Annotated in this window: 12 protein-coding genes and 9 pseudogenes; 6 read left to right on the forward strand and 15 right to left on the reverse strand. The window is 59.8% G+C overall.

The annotated features are described in order from the left end of the window. Window positions 1-41: 41 nt before the first annotated feature. Window positions 42-932 (reverse strand): metal-dependent hydrolase, encoded by an 891-nt coding sequence (locus AWC08_RS10555; RefSeq protein ID WP_170826031.1) that lies wholly within the window; start codon window positions 930-932, stop codon window positions 42-44. A gap of 545 nt (window positions 933-1,477) precedes the next feature. Here AWC08_RS10555 and AWC08_RS10560 point away from each other — a divergent pair. After that, window positions 1,478-2,341, forward strand: coding sequence for an SDR family NAD(P)-dependent oxidoreductase (locus AWC08_RS10560; protein ID WP_007172270.1), 864 nt, complete (start codon window positions 1,478-1,480; stop codon window positions 2,339-2,341). A 212-nt stretch (window positions 2,342-2,553) separates the two neighbouring features. Here AWC08_RS10560 and AWC08_RS10570 read toward each other — a convergent pair whose 3' ends face one another. Both AWC08_RS10570 and AWC08_RS10575 read right to left on the reverse strand, forming a co-directional pair. Then, window positions 2,554-3,570: an AurF N-oxygenase family protein gene (locus tag AWC08_RS10570; RefSeq protein WP_033721575.1), complete on the reverse strand. Its 1,017-nt coding sequence runs from the start codon at window positions 3,568-3,570 to the stop codon at window positions 2,554-2,556. Window positions 3,571-3,916: 346 nt separating this feature from the next. Further along, window positions 3,917-4,120, reverse strand: a pseudogene (locus AWC08_RS10575) (IS3 family transposase); the annotation flags it as partial. 877 nt (window positions 4,121-4,997) lie between these two features. Here AWC08_RS10575 and AWC08_RS39395 point away from each other — a divergent pair. From AWC08_RS39395 to AWC08_RS10595, 4 genes and pseudogenes are all read left to right on the forward strand, one after another. Continuing rightward, window positions 4,998-5,212: pseudogene (locus AWC08_RS39395) on the forward strand (SDR family NAD(P)-dependent oxidoreductase); the annotation flags it as partial. 113 nt (window positions 5,213-5,325) lie between these two features. After that, a complete protein-coding gene (locus AWC08_RS10585) occupies window positions 5,326-6,249 on the forward strand; it encodes a ferritin family protein (RefSeq protein WP_007172267.1) in 924 nt (307 codons plus the stop codon). Window positions 6,250-6,485: 236 nt separating this feature from the next. Further along, window positions 6,486-7,704, forward strand: a pseudogene (locus tag AWC08_RS10590) (ISL3 family transposase). A gap of 65 nt (window positions 7,705-7,769) precedes the next feature. After that, window positions 7,770-7,919: pseudogene (locus AWC08_RS10595) on the forward strand (IS3 family transposase); the annotation flags it as partial. Here AWC08_RS10595 and AWC08_RS10600 read toward each other — a convergent pair. The 9 genes and pseudogenes from AWC08_RS10600 to AWC08_RS39595 all read right to left on the reverse strand — a co-directional run. After that, entirely contained in the window at window positions 7,919-9,463 is a 1,545-nt protein-coding gene (locus AWC08_RS10600) for an MCE family protein (RefSeq protein ID WP_007172264.1), read from the reverse strand. The pseudogene AWC08_RS10595 and the gene AWC08_RS10600 sit on opposite strands and share 1 nt — an antisense overlap. Window positions 9,464-9,468: 5 nt before the next feature. After that, the gene (locus tag AWC08_RS10605) at window positions 9,469-10,596 is read right to left on the reverse strand and encodes a virulence factor Mce family protein (protein ID WP_033721559.1); all 1,128 of its coding nucleotides are present in this window, start codon (window positions 10,594-10,596) and stop codon (window positions 9,469-9,471) included. 2 nt (window positions 10,597-10,598) lie between these two features. Continuing rightward, window positions 10,599-12,113 (reverse strand): virulence factor Mce family protein, encoded by a 1,515-nt coding sequence (locus tag AWC08_RS10610; RefSeq protein ID WP_007172262.1) that lies wholly within the window; start codon window positions 12,111-12,113, stop codon window positions 10,599-10,601. Then, on the reverse strand, window positions 12,110-13,675 hold the full coding sequence (locus tag AWC08_RS10615) for a virulence factor Mce family protein (RefSeq protein ID WP_007172261.1): 1,566 nt from the start codon (window positions 13,673-13,675) through the stop codon (window positions 12,110-12,112). The genes AWC08_RS10610 and AWC08_RS10615 overlap by 4 nt, the downstream gene beginning before the upstream one ends. Beyond that, entirely contained in the window at window positions 13,672-14,715 is a 1,044-nt protein-coding gene (locus AWC08_RS10620) for an MCE family protein (RefSeq protein WP_007172260.1), read from the reverse strand. Before AWC08_RS10620 ends, AWC08_RS10615 begins: the two co-directional genes overlap by 4 nt. Beyond that, window positions 14,712-15,929 carry an MCE family protein gene (locus AWC08_RS10625; RefSeq protein ID WP_007172259.1) on the reverse strand — a complete coding sequence of 406 codons (1,218 nt, stop codon included), beginning with the start codon at window positions 15,927-15,929 and terminating at the stop codon, window positions 14,712-14,714. The genes AWC08_RS10620 and AWC08_RS10625 overlap by 4 nt, the downstream gene beginning before the upstream one ends. A 6-nt stretch (window positions 15,930-15,935) precedes the next feature. After that, a complete protein-coding gene (locus tag AWC08_RS10630) occupies window positions 15,936-16,697 on the reverse strand; it encodes an ABC transporter permease (RefSeq protein ID WP_371869965.1) in 762 nt (253 codons plus the stop codon). Window positions 16,698-16,807: 110 nt separating this feature from the next. Next, complete coding sequence (locus AWC08_RS10635) at window positions 16,808-17,521, reverse strand: MlaE family ABC transporter permease (RefSeq protein ID WP_085981747.1); 714 nt, start codon at window positions 17,519-17,521, stop codon at window positions 16,808-16,810. Between the two features lie 506 nt (window positions 17,522-18,027). After that, window positions 18,028-18,389: pseudogene (locus AWC08_RS39595) on the reverse strand (metal-dependent hydrolase); the annotation flags it as partial. Window positions 18,390-18,579: 190 nt separating this feature from the next. Between AWC08_RS39595 and AWC08_RS10645 the strand changes: the two are divergent. After that, a pseudogene (locus tag AWC08_RS10645) lies at window positions 18,580-18,894 on the forward strand (transposase); the annotation flags it as partial. 42 nt (window positions 18,895-18,936) lie between these two features. Here AWC08_RS10645 and AWC08_RS35110 read toward each other — a convergent pair. The 3 pseudogenes from AWC08_RS35110 to AWC08_RS35115 all read right to left on the reverse strand — a co-directional run. Further along, window positions 18,937-19,150 (reverse strand): annotated as a pseudogene (locus tag AWC08_RS35110) (integrase core domain-containing protein); the annotation flags it as partial. Between the two features lie 210 nt (window positions 19,151-19,360). Continuing rightward, window positions 19,361-20,245: pseudogene (locus tag AWC08_RS10650) on the reverse strand (IS110 family transposase); the annotation flags it as partial. Window positions 20,246-20,459: 214 nt separating this feature from the next. Further along, window positions 20,460-21,340 (reverse strand): annotated as a pseudogene (locus AWC08_RS35115) (DDE-type integrase/transposase/recombinase); the annotation flags it as partial. Window positions 21,341-21,577 lie beyond the last annotated feature (237 nt).

Here is a 21,577-nt window from a genome sequence, read left to right on the forward strand (position 1 = left end):
GCTACCATGACACTCTCCTTTGTTTTGAGTGTGGTGGTCGGTCACTTCAGGTAGCCGACCAGGGCCCCCTCGGTGCCGAAGAGTTCCTCCTGCCATTGCTCCAGCAACGCGTTGGTGTCGATGTCGTCGGGATGAAATCCCGGTCGCAGGTATTGCCTGAGCTCTGGGATCACGCCACGAAGAATGGGGCCGCGGTAGAGCCGATAGGTCTCACGCACCAGTCGCACTGGCTGACGGCGCGCTTCGGGATCCCGCGCCACCGAACAAGCCAGTACGGCGGTTATGAGGAGGAGCAGAAGGGGGATCATTACCGCCATCACACGTCGACGCACCCGCTCGGTACCCCGCACCGAGCGGAATACATCAAAGGCAACCGACTTGTGCTCAAGTTCCTCCAGCGCATGCCAGTTCAGCAGGTTCCACACCTCCGCATCACCCGGGATCGCCTGGATCTCCTCATCGCCGAGCAGCCGCTCAGCAAGTACGGCGGTGAAGTGTTCTGCGGCTGCTGTCACCGCCAGCGGAATCCGGGCCGGCAGCACCTCCTCGATGCGTTTCACCCAATCAACAAACTTTTCGGAATCCCACCACCCAATCGGATACCCCATGTCAACGAGCTTGTCATTGAGCGCCCGATGCTGCTGGCCATGCACCGATTCCTGACCGATAAACCCGGCCACCCGCTTCTTCAACCCAGGGTCGGCGATCTCATCGGCAAACCGGCGCACCGACCGAATGAACAACTCCTCCCCCGGCGGGAACGACCCCGACAAGTTCGCCAGAAAGTGGCTGAAGATGATGTCGTCGTTAACGAAATACTTGCTGCCCTGGGCAAACGGGAAACGTATCCGCCGGGTCGTCGGATACCGAGACCCCTCACTCACCGCATTTGCAGTGGTCGCTGCCTCTTGCACTATGTGGTCGCTCGTCATAACAAGATACCCCTTCCTCGAACACCCGGTTTCCGATACCGACAGTACTAGGTGTTTAGTGAGACGTTACTGCGGATCGACAGGGCGCGCAAGACTCCGCAATGACGTGTAGAAGCGCTGCGTTTGAGAGCCGCATCACACCGCCGCGTACGCTGTCACCTCCACGACTCCTGCCTTTAAACTGTTTTGACAATCGGCCCAAACCGCAGTACATAGTACTAGTCGTTACGTATACTGTTTGTTCGGAAAATTGCTTACTCGGAAGCAGGGAGCGTTCAAGCTGGATACCGGCATCGAGGCTCTCAGCAACCACTCGTACGGCGCGTAACAGGGAGGCTCGCGTTTCATGTTCCGGGATACCTAGCGGTTCTAGCTGCTCTACGGGCGCCTGTGGCGACGGTGAACATCCCGGACGGGATTGGCACCCAGCGCCATGCCGTGTAGTGCAGTGGACTCTGGTTGTTACAGAAGAGGATGGGGGCGGTGTCAACGATCTGCGGAACCGGCCGTCGGCCAGTCCAAATACATTCGGAGGCGATCAGTTTATGAAGGACTTCACCAATAAAGTGGCAGTAATCACCGGCGCTGGCTCAGGTATCGGCCGTAACCTGGCGTTGAGCTTGGCTGAACAGGGGGCGCAGCTGGCGCTGTCGGACATCGATACGAGCGCGCTGGCCGATACCGCTGGTCGATGCGAGAAGGTCGGAGCTAAGGCGGTGCCGTTCGAGCTCGATGTAGCCCAACGGCCGGCAGTTTACGAACACGCAAAGAATGTCGTCAGTGAATTCGGCAGAGTGAACCTTGTTTTCAACAACGCGGGTGTGGCACTCTCGGCCGACGTGGCCGACATGGATTGGGACGACTTCGAGTGGCTGATGGGCATCAACTTTTGGGGGGTGGCCCATGGCACCAAGGCATTCATGCCGCACCTGATCGCGTCCGGCGATGGCCACATCGTCAATGTGTCATCGGTTTTCGGGTTCGTCGGGATTCCGTCACAAAGCGCCTACAATGCCGCCAAATTCGCCGTCCGCGGCTTCACCGAGGCCCTACGCCAAGAACTCCGGGCCGCCAGGCATCCGGTAGGTGTGACCTGCGTTCACCCGGGCGGGGTGAAGACCAACATCGCCGGTCACGCCCGAGGGCTGCCCGACGGCTCGGACCCCGAAACGCTTAGCCGCCTTTTCCATAGGATCGCGTTCACCAGCCCCGAATCAGCCTCGAGGGCGATACTGCGTGGGGTCAAGAAGAATAAGCCGCGGGTGCTGATCGGTCCTGACGCAAGAGTTTTCGATGCCATTCCCCGAATCCTCGGCCCTCGCTACGAGGACATCATGGCGTCGTTCTATCGCACCGGGCGCTACGGTGCGGGGCGTCGACTCGCCGAACGCCTCGGCCTGCCCAGGTAGTAAGAGCCAACCCTGACGACTGGCGAAATGATTTGCTGGTGGAGCCACAACGTTGGCATACCTGCATCCTCGTTACCAAGGTCAGGAGCCTCCGGGATTTGCAGGACGATTCATCTGGAACGACAATCCTCGACCCTACGTCTGGATCAGAACCGCCGACCAAATCCTGGCAGCATCAGCTAACTACTGCTCCAAATTAGTGACTCACAACGCTAGGCGACCGCGACCAGGTGCTGGCGCTGCGGCTCGCAGCGATAACGCGACGGCTTGCCGTTGATCTTGCAGATCCGCCACACCATTCGCGCGATCGGGTTCATCAGCCCGGTGTCGTAGCACAGCATCCGCACGTCACCGAACATGTCACGCAGCGCCTTGCGCGACTCCAGGGACCCGAAGAACACCTGCTTGCGGACCTCGCGCGGGATGTCGAATTCCTGCCAGAAGGCCTTCGGCGGGACCACGATCGCCGAGCATGCCACCCGCATAATCACCGGCACGTATAACGACAGCCAAAACCGCTTACGCCGCGGTAAGTGCGGCACACGCTTACGCAGATACTCGTGAGCAAACGAGATGTGCCGAGCCTCTTCGGCCACGTGGATGGACATCACCCGCTCCATGATCGGGTGCAGTTCCTTGCCCTCACGTAACACGTTCTTCTGAGTGTGGTCGATGGGTTCCTCACCGGCGAGGATGCCGAACCAGAACGGGATCGGCAGAGGGCTAGCGACCAGCGGGATCAGCGGCGAAAGCCACTTCAGCTGCCGCCGCATCCCAGGCACGTCGGCGCCGATGTGGTTCACCATCTCCTGAAACATCATGGTGTGGTTGCACTCTTCGACCGCCTCGTGCAGGCAGTACCGGTACTCCGGGGACCCGTTCGGCACCCAGAACGCGTACCCCATCAGGCCGCGGATGAGGACCGACTCGAAGTGCAGCCCCACCTTGGCCACATTGGCCTGACGCCACATGCCGATCCTGATTTGGCGTTCCTCCGACTGCGCCTGATACCACGGGTGCCGGCCCAGCGGGTCAGTCGCCGGCAACTTCCAGCGGGGGTCGTTGTCGACTACCGCGTACTCAGGTGCGGTCCAGTCGATGTCGATGTATGGGTTGAAATTGCGTCGCACTGAGCCCTCAGACAGGACGCGCAGCACGTCGGCATACTCGGCGTCGTCCAGCACGTCCATGTTGCGGCGCCAACGCCGCACCAACCTCGTCCGAGCGATCTTCTGGGCCATCGCCAGCCTCCTACCGAAAGTTCACATCAGAAAAGCTACTGATACGGTACCGCTGGTATCGCCAACTTTTCAAAAGCCTGTCCATTTAAGGGCTTGTACCCGCCGCAACAGGTTCGGGCCGTCGCGCAGCCACGCCACCACGAGCCTATTGAAAGTCATTTTCATTACGATATCGCCCGCTCCTAGCTCGCTTGGCAGGGGCGCGGGCACCGATGTCGCCGGAGCCGAGGTTGGGGGCATCAGCGATCAGTAATTTGTACACTATCCCGCTCGTCGCGTCCTCGAGGCACGCTCCAGCCGCTGTGTTCAAGCAGTGCGGCCGAAGTGAACCATCCTATGCACCCTCGGGGTTCTGTGAGCCGGCCGGTTGGTCGGTCACGTGTTGGGAATAGTACTGGGCTTCGGCTTCGGCGCGTGGGACTCGTCCGAGGCGGTGCATGAGCCGCTGCTGGTTGTACCAGGCGACATAGTCGGCGGTGACGTGTTCGACGTCGGACAGGGTGTTCAGCGGGCCGCGGCGAAACGGGGAATCCGCGCGCCATCATCTCCTCACTGCACACTCACACCTGTTCATCTCAAGGTGCGGCCGCCCGCGGATAACGCATGGGGACAACGATTCTGATCCTCGTGCTCAACTAGCGGCAACAGTGAAGGGCCCAACAGCGGCATCCGACGCCCGGCTCGATGCACGGCCTCGTAGGACCAGAGTTGTTAGACGGCGTCGACAGGCGACCACTGCATAATTTTCATCTCCTGAGGGCGAGCGCCAGGTCAGAATGGCTCGTCCGCTGAACTACCACTTGGGCCTCCCACAACTGTGGCTCTACCGACCAGGACCAACTTTCTGACGGCAACCCACGTTCACATGTGAGCGGAGGCCCCAGCCCCCCATACCCGTCTAACCCGCCCAGCATAAGGCGGCAGTCGTCTGCCGCCAGCATGCCCTACAATTCCCAGCAAAGGTCAGCACCGCAAGGACTTCGGCCCATTCTTTGGCGGCTGCGGCCGTCTTTTCGTGACGACCTTCGGGCGCAGCGTGTCCTTGAGTGCGTTACGCACGTGATTGCGACGCCAGCCGGTGATGGCGCACAACTGGTCGAGATTCCGGCCATTGCCGGCCCTGTCCGTCCCCACGTAGCGGTTACGATCGCCTCAGCACCACCTTGCGTTGACTCACCTTCAGTACCACCAGCTGGGCCTATCCAGCGCGTTATCCTTGGCTGATCAGGTGCGCCGCACGCGCGCATTCTTAGCTGACGCGACGAGCGGGTCTACCCACGCATTTGCTGAGTCCAGGCGGCGTCTTGACAAGGCGCCCGGAGCGGCACAAAACTGGTGTCATGCGCCCACACTTAGGGCCAGTGCCACCAGTTTGTGGTTGCGGATCCTGCTGGCTCCCGCGCGTGCGGTCGCCGATGAGGCTGGTGCCATTCGGCGGCTCAGATGTGCTCACTCATGGTGCTGTCGCTGTAGTCACGAGAGCTGGCAGCGGCATTGGCCGCGGCTTTGGCGTTGAGCTTGCTCGTCGGGGTGCGCGGGTGTCTGCGCCGATATCGATCCGGGACGGGCTAAGGAGACCGTTGGACTTGTCGTCCAAGCTGGTGGTCAAGGTTCGGACATTACCTGTGATGGCAGGCCGAGAGAATGGCGCCCAGGAGCTATACCGGTGGGCTTGGTGTCATCGAGTGGGTCGCGCGGTAAATAGCCACCGGGCGATTTGAAGAACCAGATCGGAGTAGGGAAATGGCGTTCGAATACAGCGATATGCTGCAAACGATTAAAGACCGACAGTGGGCGCTTGCCGACATCGATTGGGAAGCCCCAGGCGCGGAGTTGATTACCGACGAGCAACGGCCCCACCTCAAACAATTCATGTCAGATGTGGTGTGGATCGAGCATGTCGGAGCGCGTGCTTTCGAGGCGATGGCGCCTAAGGCGCCGTTCGAGGCGTTAAGAGAGATCTACCACTACTTCCACGCCGAGGAGCAGCGGCACGCTAATGCCGAACTTGCCCTCATGCATCGCTGGGGAATGCTCGAGCCAGGAGAGACACCTGTGCCGAATAAGAATATTCGGCTGGGGATCGAGTGGATCGACCACTATAGCGATGCGCTCCCGTTGACGGTGATGAGCTCTGCGATCCCGGCGTTGGAATGCGCCCTCGACGGCGCGTTGCTGAAGTTCCTTCTAGACGAGGTGGCAGACCCGTTGTGCGGCGAGGTCTTCAGTAAGGTCAATAGTGACGAATCTCGCCATCTTGCAGTGGGTTTCCAAGTTCTCAATGACCTCGGCGCCAGCCCGGTGCGGGTGCACGTGATCGAGACGGTGGGGTCCATTATTGATCCGAGAATTCTCCTCGGCTCCCTAATGTATATACCGCTGCTCACCAGGATGATGGCTAACCTCACTGCGTGGGGCCTCTCGGAGGAGAAGCTATACAACGCGGTCACACGCTACTCGAATATCGGCGATCGAAGCGAGTTCACCCGCCGAATTCCCGCTTATCACATCCTTCGGACGCACATGTCTGCGACTATCAACCGCGCTCAACCTTTCCATTTCTTTTCCCAGGGGCTAGGTACCCTTGTCGACCATTTCCCCGTCCAGGTGTTCGGCAAACTGCCCTCCTGGGCTGGGGACATGACATACGAACCGGTTTCCAAGTGACCGATCAATCGACCGTTCTGATCGTCGGTGCCGGCTGGGGGTCAGCGAACCGTTTGCCGGCTCTTCCGGAAATGGAGTGCAGGTAAACGCTGCGGCGACTTGTTGATTGGGTCGTGTCGGTGAGCTAATACGGGCGGCGGGCAGAGGATGCAGGTTCCTACACCTTTGTCGTCTGCCTTCTGGGGAGTCCTGTGTCCGAGCCTACGTCTTGTTCTGCTGCTGTTGTTGCCGACACGATCGTGCGCACGGTCGAACTTGGGGTGACGATCACCGATGCTGCTGTCGACGGCGAGGCCACGGTGGTGTTTTGCAACTTGCTCGATGATGGCCAGCGGCATTGTCCGGGCTGCCGTCGAGACGTCAACCGTGACACTGTGATCCGCAACGTGACTGATGTGCCGGTGGTCGGGCATCCACTTCGCCTGCGGGTGCCGCGCTACCGCTGTGTCGACACCGCCTGTGAGCGGGAAGTGTTCGCCCACAACACCTCTGCGCTAGCGCGGCCAGGATGGTCGACCACCCGCAGATGCGCCCGCTACATCTGTCACCGGCTGATGATCGACCACGCCACCGTCGCCGCGGTCGCCCGCGAGCTCGGCCTGTCCTGGGACACTGTCAACACCATCGCCATGGACGCCACCCAGCTGATCGTGGCCAACGACACCGGCCGACTCGACGGCGTGCGGGTCATCGGGGTTGATGAGCATCGCTGGTCACATGTGCGTCGACCCGACTCAGAGGGCTACGTCACCGTCATCATCGACCTGACTCCCGTGCTCGATGGCACCGGCCGTGCGCGGCTGCTCGACCTGGTCCCCGGACGTTCGGCAGCCGCCTTGAGCAGCTGGCTGTCTGAGCAGAGCTAAGCGTTTCGCGAACAGGTGCAGGTCGTGGCGATGGACGGGTTCGGCGGCTACAAGACCGCGGCGACAGATCAGCTGCCTGAGGCCACCGCGGTCATGGACCCCTTCCATGTCGTCGCGCTGGCCGGCGCCAAGCTCGACCTGTGCCGCCAGCGCATCCAACAACAGACATGCGGGCACCGCGGCCGCACGGGTGACCCGCTTACCTTGTGCGGGGCACGTTGCGCACCCGCTATCCGCTGCTCAATGCGCACCAAAAAGCCCGACTGGAAGCCGTTTTCACCGATGAGGCCCACCTCGCGGTCCAACTGTGCTGGAGCTTCTACCAACGCCTGATCGCCGCCTACGCCCACCCCGACCGCCGCCGCGGCAAAACCATGATGACCACGATCATCAACACCCTGCGCCATGGCGTCCCCGACGAGCTCGAGGAACTGGCCCAACTCGGCCGCACTCTATGGCGCCGCCGCAACGACATCCTGGCCTTCTTCGACCACCACGCCTCAACGGCCCCACCGAAGCGATCAACGGCCGACTGGAAGCACTGCGCCGCAACGCGCTGGGATTCAGAAACCTAACCCACTACCGATGACGCTCACTGCTGCACAGCGGAGCCCTGCACTCACTCGTCAACGCACTCTGAATTACGAAGAGCCGCTTTGGCGTGAAGAAGGACTGCGCGTACCGCAGCGGTGACGACGCAACCGCCGCGGCAGTTCCACCGCGCCGACCACGGTCGCCGATGCGGCCAACCGGGTGTGGGCGGTCGACTTCCAGTTCGATGTCACCACCGATGGGCGGCCGCTTCACCGAGGTTGAGGTCCTAACATCTCCTTCCAACCGTCGTCTCCTATTTTGGCCGAATCTTCGATGGTGTATTTGACGCCATCGGGCCCTAGGAACTCGCCGCTTTGCGGACTATAGATAGCTGCAGCACCGCTAGGAATGTAAATGCACGGGTTCGGCTGCTGACCGTTGCACTGGACGCTCCCAGAACCTGGCCGTTGCAGTGGATCGCTTCGTGGAGGAGGCGTCCCCGTCACCCGGTCGGAAGGAAGCGGATTGATGCCGGTATCGACCGACGGAGCCGGTATGACCAAGCCGGGTTTCACCGGCTGATCACAGCGCGCCGCAGGTGCGGGGCAGCTTAGAATCTGGTTCGGATCCCCGTACCAAGGATTGGTCCCCAGCGGGACATACGGCTCTTTGCTGCGGCATTCGCGCGGCGTGGCCGCGCGCTTGCCGGGAACATCGACACAGGGATAATTACGCGCGCCGCGGACCGCGTTTTGTGCCTCCATCGGAATCTTGCAGTATCGCGTGGTCAAAAGCCCGGGAGTCTCGTCCACAAAGGATCGCCATTGCGATGCCGGCAAGAACCCCGTCAGGCAAGCAGGGGTCATATTTATTGGCGTTTGGAACGAAAGAGAAAACGTATGTGGGTAAGCAGCGGTCACTGTCTCACCGAATGCGGGAATTTGCGGAAGTATGACCAGCAATTGCTCTACATTCTTGTTGTACCGCTTGAGCAGATCGGCCACAATCGCAACATTTGCTAGGGTCTGCGGCAAAGTTTCGCGAACGTCGCCGAGCACGGCTTTAATCTGATCGGCGGTCGGCGCAACCTGGCCCAGGATGCTCTTGAGCTGTTTGTCCTTTTCCGCGGCCTGCGCGTCGAGAGTATTTAAGTTGTGCGCCCACCGCTCGATGGGATCACGCGAGTTGGCCTGGCTGTCGATGATCGGTGCTGCGTTTTGGACGATATCGTTGACGTCGCTAAGGTTTGTTTTGAAATCCCCAACGATCGATTGGGTCGAGTCGACTAGCCGCTGCAGGGCTGGGCCCAGGCCGCCGACCGCTTGAGCTGTCTCATCGAGTAGTCCGGCGATCTTGTCTTTGGGCAGGACGTCCAATGTATGGTTAACGGTATCCAGGGTCGGGCCAATTCGTTTAGGCACCGTGCTGTTAGTGATGGTCTGGCCGGGCGAGAAATACTTGGCCGGATTCTGCGCGGATACTAGGTCTATGTATTGTTCGCCGACCGCCGACACCGAATGCACGTTCGCCGAGGAGTCAATTGGGATTTTGTACTGGTCGCTGATACGCAATGTGGCCCGAACTCCTTGTTCGGTCGGCTCTACCCGAGTTACCTTTCCCACGGTGATTCCGCGGTAGGTGACGTTTGCAGTGGGATAAAGCCCTCCCGACGTGGGTAAATCCACCTCCAAACTGTACTGGCCCATCCCAACGACGCTCGGCAACCTCAGATAATGCCACCCAAGAACGCTCATGGCGAGCATCGTGACGATAGTGAACACGGTTAGCTGAAGGCGAAGGCGTCGAGTCAACATGCTGCCTACTCCTCGTCACGCTCGGGGGGTTCGTCGGCGGGGTTGGGTGCGAACCTGACATCGGGAAGCATGGTGTTCGGATCGCGGCCCCACGATTGCTCAAGCGCTCGCAGTGCGCCGGAGAACCCGGTTCCGGTGAGGAGCGCATTATCGATTGCACTCAAGGTGAGGTCCAAGGTTATCGAAACATTCATTGAGTCGCCGTGTACCACCTTCGGGATGGCGTCGGCGCTGAACGGGAGGGTCAAGGCAATCTTTAGCGTCTCGACCAGATCCATCGAAGCCCGGCTGAGTTGTTTCAGGGGACGCTGCAGTTGGCGCACGTCTTTATCCAAGTCGGGACGCGCCGCCGTCAAGGTCTGATTGAGGACGTCGCTAAACCGGCCCAACGCATTGGTCGCATCGAGGAACGGCTGTCGTTGTTCAGCGAAATGCTTTGCCAATGGGGGAAACTCGGTGAGAACGTGGTCCAGGGTGTCTGATTGCTTGGCTACATAAGTCAACAGCCGGTCTGTGGAGTCGATAGCGCGAGTGATGTCATCACGTTGCTCGTTTAGTCGGGCGGTGAAGGTGTCGAGCTTCTTGAGGAAATCATGTATCTGATCGGCCCGCCCAGTCAGCATGTTACGGACTTCACTTGCGATCACTTCGACGTTAGGGATGCCGCCACCGCGCAGCACCGCGGCAAAACTGGCCAGGACCCGCTCGGTGGTGGGATAGGCGGACGCATTCTGCAGCGGGATGATGTCGCCGTTCTTCAATAGTTGCGGTGATGGGTTGGCTGGCGACGCCAGCTCCACATGCTGTGAGCCGAGCAGGCTGGTCTGCCCGATCTTCGCGGTGGCGTTCTTCGGTAGCTTGACGCCCTTTTCTAGATCCAAGGTCAACGTCGCGATCCAGTTTTTCAGGCCGATTGCGCGTACCCTGCCGACAAAAACGTCGGCGACGCGTACCCGACTATTGGCATTCAAAGCCAGCGTTTCCGGCATCTGCACATAAATCGTATAAGAGCCGGATTCGCTTCCCGGGCCACCAGGCAGTGGCACATTAGCGATACCTCGCCAGCTAGCACACGAGGTAAGTACTGTAGCGGCCGCAAATAGCGCCACGAACCGTGACATTCCCGCCCGCATGCTCACTGGCCGGATCCTGTCGCGACTGATGCTGCGTCAGCGGCGGGTGGCGGGCCCGGCGGCGGTGGACCCATATTGGAATAGGCGTTGGGCGGCCCCGGCGGCGTCTGAAACCTTGATGGCGGCGGTGTCGTGTCCGGGCCTCCCATCAGCTCAGCGAGCGAGTCCGGTGTCAGCAAGCTTTCGGTAGCCGGTCCCACTGTGAGGCCTTGCTCACCGGGCGCTACGACCCAGCCGGGCTCGTGGTTACCATGTGACAACGGCGAGTCCGGCGCCCAAATCCCGGGGACCGTGGTGTCCTTGAACCCCGGCGGAGGCTGTAACCGAGGCTCGGAATATGCGATATGTTTGGGCAGTACAGCAGGAGTTTGGTACAGGTTGATGCCAGCCGGGGGTCCATTGAACTTGATCGCATCCAAAACCGGCGTCAAGTATTGTGCGCACAGTTCGGCAGACTCTTGGTATCCCATACGGCTGCCGGCCTGCATCGCGCTGCAGATGAACTGCAATGGGTTGGCAAAGTTTGGCAGGGCTATTGCACCTGTCAGCGCGCCGTGCGCCGGCTCATAGATTGCGAGGGCGTTGGCGGCAAAATGGGGGAAGACATGCAGCGCCGTTTCAAGCGCATTCAGCGGCTCGGGTTGAACCAGCGCGGTGGTCACATCGGCGAGGGTGTTGATGTCGTGGGTTAGCCCATCACGATTGTCCGCTAGAAGCTTTCGCAATGCGGGAAGCATATCGTCTACCTGTTGCAGTGCCTTCGCAAGCCCGGGATCTGAGCTGGTAAGTGAACTGGTAAATACGGCGAGGTCCTTATTTAAAGCGACGAAATTCCGATCATCTTTATATAGCGCGTTGACGAATAAGGCCATGCTGCGCAGCACGGCAAAGAAATCGGCACGCCCGTCATTTAGCGCGGTCAACGCTTGCGAAAGCCCGGTCAAAGTACTGTTGATCTCTTTGCCTTTGCCGGCCAAGCCGTCCGCGAAAGATTCGATGACTTCGCCGAAAGGCCCCTTGGGCTGCTCGGGCGTAGGTCCCAGCTTCGAGATAATGTCCGTGATACCATTGCGCAACTGATCCCATTCCACCGGCACCTGTGTTCGTTCGATGGGGATCACCGCATGATTTCCTAGCGATGGGCCGCCTTCATAGGGCGGTTCCAGCTGAATGACGCGCGAGGCGACCAGCGCGGGATTGAGGATCACCGCAGAGGCGTCAGCGGGCACTTTGTATTTTTTCTCGTAGTGGAAAGTCACCTTCATCTTGTCACCCGACGGCTCGACCTTGTCGATCGCGCCCACTCGCACACCCATTATCTGGACCTTGTCCCCGACATAAAGCGCGTTTGCCTCCGGGAAATACGCAACCACCGTGTTATTGGTCATTTTTTCGTAGAAATCCCGAGCAGCCAGCGTCGTAATAGACGCCAGCAGTATCACCAAGGACCCAACGATGATTGCAGTTCGCGAAAACTTCGGGAGTTGAATTTTGCGTATATCGAAAACAGTACTCAATTCTGGCTGCCTCCCGTCGCAGCGCCGCTGCCTCCTGTTCCGCCCGGGGTGATGAATGGGCCCGGCAGCTGCGGGCCCGGGCCCGGCGGGAATGGTGGTCCCGGGGGGAGTCCTGGCGCGAAGGTCGACGGCGGTGATGTCGGGCCGGCCGGCGCCAGGTTCTCGGTACGCGCGCCTGGTGGAGCTTTTACGGGAAGCCGCACCGGAGTGCCTGGCACATTCGGCGGGGGCTCGTCAGGTCGTCCGGCAATCGGGATACCGGGTGTTGGTGGCAGCCCATTAGGGTCGGGAGGTGACGTTTGGACGTCAAACGGCGCGATCGTCGACGGGCCACCGAAAGGGCCGGCGCCCAAACCCATGCAGGGAAGCGGGTTCCATGGCCGCGGCAAACCGTCCTCTGCGGGGGTGTAAGCGCACGACGCGCCTGGCGGAACCGCCGGTCCTGGATGGTCCGGGGTGCCCTCCCTTACCGGCGGAGCTGGCGGTGGCGCGCCATTGGGAAACCGGGTGCCGTTAGGATCGGGGAACTGGTAGGCGGGCAAACCAGCGCTGCGCCAGAATTGTTCAGGGTCGATCCCACGTTTCTTGAACGCCGCGTCGACCCAAGGCTGAGTCATCCAAAAAGGTGCAAGATTCAGCAGAGCCACCTTAAAGTAGGGACCCGACGCTACCGACTCCGCCAAAGCCGACGCATAATAGCTTACGTTAGGCGCCCACTCGACGAGATCTTTTTTGTGTTTGAGTAGCAGATCGCTAATCGTCCTCAATTGCTCGACAACGTTATGCAGATTCGGGTTGTCATCGATCAAACCCTTCAACTGGGCGGAAACGGCGGCGATATTGCCCAGCAAGCCGTCGATGGCACTCTTGCGCTCGTTGAACGCCGCCAGAACGATCTGCGTGTTAACCAAAATCCGATCGATTTGCTTGCTGCGATCACCGAGTATGCTTGCCACCTTCCTAGCGTCAGCAAGCAGCCGTTGGATTTGCTCGTCGCGTTTCCCTAGCGTGTCAGAGAACTTGGCCACACCATCCAGTGCTGCACTCAGATGCGGGTAAGTCTGCTCAACTGTCTGCGACAGCACATTCAGGGAGCGTTTGACTGTATTGATGTCCCAGCCGGTAGCCGCCTTCGTGACGTCGAAGAACGCGTCGTAGATCTGGTACGGGCTGGTGGTTTGCCCAAGCGGGAGTGTCGCATTTGGTTGGAGCACGCGGGAGCCTTGGGGATCGATCTCGAGCACTTTCTTCCCCAGGATGGTATCGGTACGGATCGCAAGACGGCTTTTAGATCCGATTGTATTGGAGCCGATGGAAAACTTCATGACTACATGGTTGCCATTGATCGTAAATCCCTGCACTTCGCCGACATTTACCCCAGCGATGCGAACTTTATCGCCCTTGTTCAGCCCGCCTGTGTCTTTGAACTCTCCGTAATAGGTTGCCTGGGCAAACAACATCGGAATGCTGGTGAAGCTTTGCCCTACTCCGGTCACCACCGCTGCAACGATGATTCCCATCGCCCCCATCCGATACGGATTGATTGCTTGAAGGGTTCTCACTTCGGAGTGCACCTCCCCGTCGGCTGACTCCAAAGCTTCACGGTACGGACGGGCCCGCCAGGCTGCAGGCCATCAACCTTCAGCGTGACGTCGCACGCGTAGAAATTGAAGAAGTCGCCATAAAGCCCCCCGATACCCGCGACACGCTTCGCAGATTGTGGGGCGTCCCGTAACACCCCGTCGACGTAGTCGAGCCGGTCAATTAGCGGTTGGAGGGTATTCTGCACATAGCCAACGGCCTTCTGCAGCAGTGGCCGATTGTCTGACAACAGATCCGCCAGCGTGCCGGCCACATTACCGATGTGCGCGACATTGGCCGCGAGCGGATCGGCTTGATTGCTCAACCCGGTGATCAACTTATCGACGTTGTCGATCGTTTGGTCGAATTCCTTGCGATGCTTGACCGTGGTCTCTAGCACGACGTTAAGGTTTGAGATGACTTCACCGATTGCCTGGTCACGTCCAGCGATCTGCGCGGTTAGTTGCGCCGTCTGGTCCAAGATATCGTTGATCGTGCCACCTTGGCCCTGAAACACAGTGACGATCGCGGTCGCAATCGTATTGACTTTGTCGGGATCGAGCGCGCGAAACACCGGCTTGAAACCACCGATCAGTGCATCTAAATCCAGGGCTGGCTCCGTACGTGACAGCGGGATAAACCCACCCGGCGGCAACACCCGATCCATCCCTTCACCGTCGCCGCGCTTAAGTTCTACGTAGCGCTGCCCAAGTAGGTCGGCATAGCGAATGGACGCGGTCGTCGACTGATAAAGCGGCACCGAACGGTCTACTTCGAAGTCCACACGCACCCGATGACCGCCCTCCGTGATCCGTACGCTGCTTACTTTGCCGATCTCCACCCCGGAGGCACGGACAAACTGGCCGGCGCGCAAGCCGCTCGCAGTACTGAATTCGGCCGTGTAGCTGGAGGTCTTGTTAAAGCGCAACTGGGCGAACACCACGACAATGATGACCGTCACGGCAATTAAAGTTAATACGGCAGTACTAAACTTCACTGCCGTAGCGGTGATTTTTTTCATGGGTTGATCGTGTTCTCCCCCCACTGGCGGCCCCACACGTATTCATTGGCCTGCGGTTGCGGGATTCCAAAGTGGGTGTATGGCGCGATGCTGGAACCGCTATCCGTTACCAAGTACGGAGCAGGCCACAGATCGCGGGTAATGGTCTTCCAGCATCCCGGTTTCCCGCCCGGTCCGCCGTGAGCATTCACTCGCGGCAAGTTGTCAGGATAGACGTACGCATTTGTTCCTCCCAAGATCGTGCCTGTTAACCTTACCGAGTAACCGTTGCCGCTCTCCCCATCCGTCACTTTCGGTAGCACATTAGCGCCATGGTGAAAAAGGCAGTAAAGCTCCGGACTGTAGGTGTCAAGCAGTTGAGTCACCGGCACCAGGTCGCTGACCGCATGCTGCAGGTCCGATCTGCTCTGGTCAATGATGTCGGCACCGGTGTTTCCAACCCCCACCGCGGCCAAGAGTGCGGCGTCCAGATCCTTCTTTTGCTGGTTGAAGGTACGCGCCGTGGTGACTGCGTTATCGAGGGCGCTCCAAAGATCCGGCGAGGCATCCCCGTAGATATCGGCTAAATCCGCCAACCGTTGAATATCATGGCGGATTTGAGGCATCTGCGGGTTGATGTCATCGAGTATGGTGTTTCCATTGATGATCGAAGCCCCGAATTTATCGCCTTGCCCATTTAACGCTGCAGCCACCGCCGAAAGCGTTAAGTTCACCTTGACCGGATCCACCTTCTCTGAAATCTGCATGACCGTCTCGAACAACGTGTTAAACTCCGTTGTTTCCGACCTCACCACAATTATGTCAGCCGGTGTAACCTTCCGGGCCACAGGTTGTTTGGGCGAACTCAACGACACGTACTTGTTGCCAAACACCGTGGTGGCTGTAATTTCGGCATTTACGTTTAGCGCGATCAGCCCGGCGTATTTTGGCGCAATTTCCAGCAGCAGCTTGGCCGCCGGCTTTCCGTCACGCTCCACCTCGCTGATGCTGCCCACCCGGCCGATCTCCACCCCGTTGTAAGTGACTTTCGCCCCCCGATCCAAGACCAAACCCGACCGGCTAGCCAATGCTGTTAAGGTTATCTTGGGTGTGAAGCCACCCCGGAACTGGACCCAGACGACGATCAGCACGACCGCGGTGATGAGCCACAAAGCCAGCCCCGCTAACTTTCGGACCGAAATAAGTCGCCGTAGCCGCTTGCTTGTGGTTGCCATAATAATTTACACCGTGAGATTGAAGTTGGGGTTGACGCCGTAAATCGCTAACGAAGCCATTAGCACGACCATTACGATGGCGATTAGCGATGCGCGCATCGATCTCCCGACTGCCACGCCGACTCCAACCGGACCGCCGCTGGCGTTGTATCCGTAGTAGCAGTGGTTCAACATCACGACTGCCGAAATGGCGACCGTCTCCGCAAGAGAGTACCAGAAGTCGTTAACCCTCAGGAAAGTGTTGAAGTAATGGTCATACGTTCCGATTGATTGCGCATAGAACAAAGTTGTCACCAGCTGGGCGGAAAAGAACGAGAGGAGGACCGCGACCGAATATAGTGGGATAGTGACGATGAAGGCGCCAATAACTCGGGTAGATACCAAATACGAAACTGATTTGATTCCCATCACCTCAAGCGCATCAATCTCCTCGCTGATCCGCATGGCGCCCAATTGCGCTGTAGCACCGGCCCCGACGGTCGCGGCTAAAGCAGTGCCAGTTACGATTGGCGCCACCACACGCACATTCGCTAGCGCGGCGAAGAAACCGGTGAACGCCTCAACGCCGATATTGCCTAGCGAGGCGAACCCTTGAATCGCAATCAGCGAACCGGCCGATAGCGTCACAAAGCCGATGATCGCCACCGTGCCGCCGACGGCGGCCATTGCGCCAGTGCCCATGCCGATCTCGGCGATCAGGCGCAAGACTTCCTTTCGGTAATTCTTTAGGGTAAACCCGAGATAACGGAGCACTTCGCCGACGAACAGCGCGACATCACCAGAGGCGTCGAGCGCACGGCCAGGAGCGCCGACCCATCCGGCGCCTAGCTTCCAAGCGCGTGGGAAACGTGATTGCACGACCGTCGGGGAAGCCAATCTCAACGCCCCGTTCCGAACCGCACACCAATGGTAGTCAGCACCACGTTGACCGCAAATAATGCGACCACCGCAAGAACCAACGTTTCGTTGACTGCTGTGCCCACCCCTTTGGCTCCCCCGCCGGCTGTCAACCCGCGGTAGCAACCCACCAGCCCGGCAATAAGCCCGAATAAGGTGGCCTTCACAATCGAGATCAGCACCTCGGGCAATCCAGTAATCAAGGTTAGGGTCGAAACGTATGCGCCGGCCGAAACATTCTGGATATACACACCGAACAAGAACCCGCCGACCAGCCCGATACTGATCACCGCGCCATTGAGCAGCAGGGCTACAATGGTCGATGCAACCACCCTGGGAACTACCAGTCGATGAATCGGGTCGATGCCCAACACCTCCATCGCATCGATCTCCTCGCGAATAGTCCTAGCGCCCAAATCCGCACAAATCGCAGTAGAACCTGCGCCAGCGACCACGAGCACCGTCACAAGGGGGCCCAGTTGAGTGACGGCGCCGAGCGCAGCCCCAGCGCCGGAGACGTCGGCGGCCCCAAATTCGGCCAATAAGATATTCAGCGTAAAGATGATTAGCACGGTGAGCGGAATTGCGACCATAACGGTTGGCAGGAACGACACACCGAGTAGAAACCAACCCTGTAGGATGAATTCGCGCCATTGGAACGGACGTGCAAGCGCCTTGCCGGTTAGCACACACATCTGAGTGAAGCTGGCCACCTGCCCTAGCGGTTTCCGCAGTTGTTCACGAAGGTATACCGACAAACCGTTGGATGCCGTCACCGATGCCCCTCGACAACAGCACCACGTGCGTCGCGCTGCAGCAGCCGATCAACGTACAGCGCGACCGCCGAAACCGTGACCAGCAGACCATACTGGGTGGTAGCGCTCAACCCATCGCTCGCGCCAGAGATGTCCGTTGTGCCGACGTTGCACAACAACACGTTGAGCGTGAAGATGCTTAGCGCCGCCAGGGACGAAGAAGCTGCGATGGTTGGCAGGGTCGACATCTGCATCAAAAACCGCAACTTGGACGATGAACTCAAACCATTGGAACGGCCTCTCAGCACGGCCTTTTGCCGAATTGAAATGGCATCTGCGAAAACACGCCGCCAGCTCCCAACGCTGGAAAAGGTCTGATCCCGGACGTCTTCGACGAGAATGACTCTGGCCGTGATCACCGGGTCATCCATAGGTCGCGAACCCACGGTGAAGTGTTCTGCGGCTGCTGTCACCGCCAGCGGAATCCGGGCCGGCAGCACCTCCTCGATGCGTTTCACCCAATCAACAAACTTTTCGGAATCCCACCACCCAATCGGATACCCCATGTCAACGAGCTTGTCATTGAGCGCCCGATGCTGCTGGCCATGCACCGATTCCTGACCGATAAACCCGGCCACCCGCTTCTTCAACCCAGGATCGGTGACCTCATCGGCAAACCGGCGCACCGACCGAATGAACAACTCCTCCCCCGGCGGGAACGACCCCGACAAGTTCGCCAGAAAGTGGCTGAAGATGATGTCGTCATCCACGATAATAGTTGCTGCCCTCCCCCCACCGAGAAACATATCCGCCGAGTCCTCGGATACCGAGACCCCACTCGGTGCACTCATAGTGGTCACGACCCCCTATATATCTAGCCTGTGCCCCCGTCGACCACGAAGGTTACCTTTTCCCCGAACTTCTAGTTTCGGATACTGACAGTACAGGGTGTCGGGCGTTACAGTACTGCGAAGCGACAGGGTGCGCAACGCTAGCCCCGCGACGTGCTGACCGCGGGGGGGCGGTCAAGGTGCAGGCCCCGCGGGTCAATGACAAACGTATTGATCCCGATACCGTTGAGCGGCAGCGGTTCTCGTCGACGATCGTGCCGGCGTAAGCGCGTAAGTCGCCGCAGATGGCCGAGGTGTTGCCGTTGCTGTACCTGCATGGGCGATCCAGCGGGGATTTCAGGCCGGAGCCCTGGAGCAGTTCCTGGGTCGGGGGCCGGGTTGTCGGCAGCCACGATTACCCGGCTGACCGCCCAGTGGCAAGACGAAGTCGCCGCGTTCGGCGGCAGGGATCTGTCCGCCACCTGAATCGCCCCGGTGAGTCCGGAGACTTTCTGATGTGAGATTTCAGCCAGCGGCTGGTCTCTGGCGTGGAGTGCAATAGGCGGCTTCGAGTTCAACTGGTGGGGATATCGCCGCAGTATTCGTAGAGGCGACGGTGGTTGAACCAGTCGATCCGCCGTGCGGTGGCCAGCTCGACGTCCTTGATGGAGCGCCAGGGCTTGCCGGGCTTGATCAGCTCGGTCTTGTACAGGCCGTTGACCGTCTCGGCTAGTGCATTGATGCTCCTATATCCGTCAAGCGGCTGGTTTTTCGGCTTGTGGAGTGGTGCGCAGTGGATGCACGAGGCCCATATCTCACGGGCAAGGAAGCGTTTTAAGCACCGGATGATTTCGGCCTTGGACTTGCCTTCGGCGGTGCGTCTTGCGAGGTACGCCTGGGTGGGTTGATGGTGTTGCATGCCCACGATGACGGTGCGGTAGATCGCCGCATTAGCCTGGCGGTGGCCATCCCAGTTGAGCAGGTGGCGAACGGTTTTGCCGGTGGAGGCTGGGATCGGGCACACGCCGCACAGCTTGGTCCACGCGGCTTCAATACGGATCCGGTCGGGGTTGTCGCCGGCGACGATGAGCATCTCGGCGGCGGTGTCGGCGCCGATGCCGAATGCTGCGGTCAACTCTGGCGCGATCTCGGTGACCAATTGGGCGAGTAGTTTCTCGTGTTCAGTGATCTCCTCGTTGAGATGCTGCCAGCGGCGGGCGATCGAGCGCAGGGTGTGCTTGGTTGCGGCTTCGACCGTGCTGATGCCAGCTGGCCTCAGGCCGGCGTAGCGGCGGATTAGGGCCATCTTGGACAAGGGCTGCAGTTGTTCACGCAGCTCGTCTGGGGCGTTAACGATGACCGTCTTCAGCGAGATCATCGCTGCCGAACGGGCTTTGACCGCAATATTTTTGGCGATTTTGATCTGTCGGATCATATCCACGGTGTCATCGGCGGTCTTCGGGGTGGCGGTGGCATGGCTACCAAGCACGGCACGGGCGGCGTTTTCGGCGTCCAGGAAGTCGGACTTGCCGCGCAGCCGCCGGTCGCGCCGGTCGGTGCGCATTACCTCCACGACACCGATGTCGCTGCGACGCACGGCTGCGGTCAGGCCGGCTCCGTAGGAGCCGGTGCCTTCGATGGCGAAGGTCAGGATGTGGCCCGGGTGGCTAGCCCATTCGATCAGCTCGGCATAGCCGGCGCGGTCGGCTTGGAACGTTCCGGTGTCAAGCACCGCGCCGAAGTCGTCGAACGCGGCGGCGACATGAACGAACTTGTGGGTATCAACACCGATCACGACTCGACCGCGGCGAGGTGTGGTTGCCATGCTTGTCATTGCGACCTTCAGCGGGTTGTTGAGGCTGGCCGGTCGGGTGACGGGACTGCGATGGGACCTGGTGTGGTCAGGCTTCTATGAGGTCACTGCCCGCTCGGTCAGCACGAGGTGGAACGACCGCCCGTTGGACGACAGATCAACAGCCAGGACACCCATACCGCTGGGTCAGTCATAACACGAGTCAGGCGACCAGACAGCCGCCAACATTCTCACAGTCATAGGAGCTGCCGACCGCTCGGACCGAGGACTGGATGCCCGCTTCTGCGTGCCGTTCGCTGAACCTGATCGAGGTGTATTGACTGCGATCCCCGATCCGTCTGGTGGACAACGTCTTTGAGATCAGTACACCTTCTTGTTGACGGTTCTAGATGGCTTGCTCGATCGCATCGAGGACCATCGAGGTGGCCATCGTGGAAGCGACCCGCCAGCCCAGCATCCCGCCGCGCGTAGGCGTCGGTGGCGAAAGCGACGTAGGCAAACCCTGCTCGACGGTGCATCTGGCCACTGGAGTGCCCTCGCGGTTGAGCGCCAGCCACACCTTGTGGGCACCGTACACGCCGTAGTTGGCGGCGTAGAGCCGGCTGATCTGTTCTTTGAGTTCGTCGTCACGGCGTTCGCGGCGGCTGGGCTCGCGGTTGATGTGGTCGTAATAGGTCGATGGGGCGATCGGCATACCCAGCTCGGTCAGCTGTGTGCAGATCGACTCGACACCCCACCGCAAACCATCAGGGCCATCGCGGTGACCGTGATGATCGGCGATGAACTGGGTGATTAGTGTGTTGGCAGGTCGAGCTCGGCCGCGGAGAAAGCCGACGCCGTCTTGAAAATCGCATTGGTCCTTCCGAATTCGGCGTTCTCTCGCCGCAGTCGTTTTAGCTCGGAGGACTCTTCGGTCGTGATCCCCGCGTGCGCCGCATCGATCTGAGCCTGGCGCACCCACTTGCGCACCGCCTCGGCCGTGCCAACACCAAGTAGCCCGGCGATCTCACTGGTCGCTGCCCACTCCGAATCGTGCTGATCGCTGATCTCCGCGTCCATCCGCACCGCCCGCTCCCGCAGCTCTGGCTGGTACCTCCTCGACAAACCACCTGACATGACTCCATCCTTTCCAAGAAATGGAGTCTCCAGACATGCCGGGGCGGTTGAACGCGCATGCCAACTCTTTCACGGTCCAAAACAGTTGTCATGGAAACGTGGGCATCGGTCATCGCGTTGGCGCGCTGGTTGGGAACCGAGAGCCCCGCGCCCGTGCCGAGGGTCCGTGCTGATGGCCGCATGGAGCTCGTCGGGCTGGCTGACGGCTTCCGGGGATCGACTGAGTTCTGGGCTGAT

The sequence above is a fragment of the Mycobacterium gordonae genome (assembly GCF_002101675.1).
GTDB classification, from domain to species: domain Bacteria; phylum Actinomycetota; class Actinomycetes; order Mycobacteriales; family Mycobacteriaceae; genus Mycobacterium; species Mycobacterium gordonae.

Excerpts from the sequence above, each read along its gene's own strand:
- AWC08_RS10600 (WP_007172264.1), bottom strand. The coding sequence starts at position 9,463 with ATGTTGACTCGACGCCTTCGCCTTCAGCTAACCGTGTTCACTATCGTC.
- AWC08_RS10625 (WP_007172259.1), bottom strand. The coding sequence starts at position 15,929 with ATGGCAACCACAAGCAAGCGGCTACGGCGACTTATTTCGGTCCGAAAG.
- AWC08_RS10555 (WP_170826031.1), bottom strand. The coding sequence starts at position 932 with ATGACGAGCGACCACATAGTGCAAGAGGCAGCGACCACTGCAAATGCG.
- AWC08_RS10635 (WP_085981747.1), bottom strand. The coding sequence starts at position 17,521 with ATGTGTGTGCTAACCGGCAAGGCGCTTGCACGTCCGTTCCAATGGCGC.
- AWC08_RS10605 (WP_033721559.1), bottom strand. The coding sequence starts at position 10,596 with ATGCGGGCGGGAATGTCACGGTTCGTGGCGCTATTTGCGGCCGCTACA.
- AWC08_RS10560 (WP_007172270.1), top strand. The coding sequence starts at position 1,478 with ATGAAGGACTTCACCAATAAAGTGGCAGTAATCACCGGCGCTGGCTCA.
- AWC08_RS10585 (WP_007172267.1), top strand. The coding sequence starts at position 5,326 with ATGGCGTTCGAATACAGCGATATGCTGCAAACGATTAAAGACCGACAG.
- AWC08_RS10620 (WP_007172260.1), bottom strand. The coding sequence starts at position 14,715 with ATGAAAAAAATCACCGCTACGGCAGTGAAGTTTAGTACTGCCGTATTA.